Origin of the sequence: Ideonella sp. B508-1 (assembly GCF_000333615.1) — a bacterium.
Lineage (GTDB): Bacteria > Pseudomonadota > Gammaproteobacteria > Burkholderiales > Burkholderiaceae_C > Ideonella.
In genome coordinates this window covers 1-1,308 of the sequence record NZ_BADL01000483.1, presented here as the reverse complement: position 1 = coordinate 1,308, position 1,308 = coordinate 1, and the positions used below count along the sequence as shown (strand labels likewise).

At 65.9% G+C, this 1,308-nt stretch carries 2 protein-coding genes; one reads left to right on the top strand and one right to left on the bottom strand.

Features of this window, described 5'->3' with window-relative positions; genetic code table 11:
• The first annotated feature begins 165 nt into the window (after positions 1-165).
• On the top strand, positions 166-660 hold the full coding sequence (radC, locus tag I73_RS19135) for a DNA repair protein RadC (protein WP_022982090.1): 495 nt from the start codon (positions 166-168) through the stop codon (positions 658-660).
• A gap of 16 nt (positions 661-676) precedes the next feature.
• Here the strand turns inward: radC and I73_RS19130 are convergent.
• The coding region (locus I73_RS19130; RefSeq protein ID WP_022982089.1) for a SprT-like domain-containing protein at positions 677-1,308 on the bottom strand (632 nt) is incomplete at its 5' end.

Genomic DNA, 1,308 nt, shown 5'->3' with positions numbered 1-1,308 from the left:
GGGCTTGCTGTTATTCCCAGGGTATCAGTCCGTTCTCGGAGTCAAGGGCTGCGCGAGTTTTTCAAACTCGCTTGCGGCCTTCGGCCGTTATTACCCTTGACACCTGCGCTGCGGACCGATCCAGGGGTATCAGGCAATCCCGCCCGATACCCAGGAGCAAGAATAATGACTACGCACCACTTCGGCCTTTTCGTCCGCGTCATAGGCGGCGCAATTCGTCCCGCCAGCGAGGACGAGGTTATTACCGCCGCGCGCGATATGCTGGACGCGAAAATCCAGCGGCAGGGCAATATCTCCAGCCCCGCCGATTCCAAGGCCTTCGTGGCGCTGCGTCTCGGGGCTCTGCCCTACGAGGTGTTCGCGGTCATCTTCGTGGACGCGCAGCATCGCGTCATCGCCTACCGCGAGATGTTCCGCGGAACGCTGACGCAGACGTCGGTCTACCCCCGCGAGGTGGTCAAGGAGGCGCTGACGCTCAACGCGGCCGCCGTGCTGCTCAGCCACAACCATCCGAGCGGCGTGCCGGAGCCGTCGCGGGCCGACGAGTACCTGACCACCACGCTGAAGAGCGCGCTGGCCCTGGTGGACGTGCGCGTGCTGGATCACCTGATCGTCGCGGGCGGCCAGGTGCTGTCCTTCGCCGAGCGCGGCCTTCTGTGAAGGCCGCTGCGGCACCTCACGGTGCCGCTGTGTCCGGCATCGCCTGGTTGCAGTCGCCGCACACCAGGCGAACGCCGGGCTTCGCCCAGGCGTTCACCCCGCAGCCGGCGCAGCGGTACTTGCGCCGGTTCGACCTGTCCGGGGCTTCGCCCACGTCCAGAACCACATCCAGATCCTCGGCCGCTTCCAGCGGACTCGGACTGGTGGCCACCGGCAGCATCGGCACGCCTTCGGCTACCGAGCTGCTGCCGCCCCCACCGCCAGCGCTTCGCGCGGCCGTGGGGTAGCGGTCCAGCCAGCTCAGCTCGAAGCCGCTAGCCAGCAGCTTCTTCGCCGAGACGATGAAAGGCCCGTCCGGGATGATGAAGTGGTCCATCTGCTCGCCGGTTTCCTTCCCGCCCGGCAAGCCGGACGAGGAAGGCTGAAGGCCCACGGCCTTCATCTTCTGGCCCCACTCCTTGTTGTGATACCCGCGCCGGCCGGCTTTGCCCTTGTGGTACTGCCACAGGTGGACCATTTCATGGGCCAGCGTGGACAGCACGTCCTCGATGGACGTGGTGGCGAAGTAGCTCGGGTTCATCGCTATCTCGTCGGTCTTGCGACCGCCTCGATGCACGAACCTCGCGTGGCTGAAGTAGCCGAACGTCC

Excerpts from the sequence above, each read along its gene's own strand:
- radC (WP_022982090.1), top strand. The coding sequence starts at position 166 with ATGACTACGCACCACTTCGGCCTTTTCGTCCGCGTCATAGGCGGCGCA.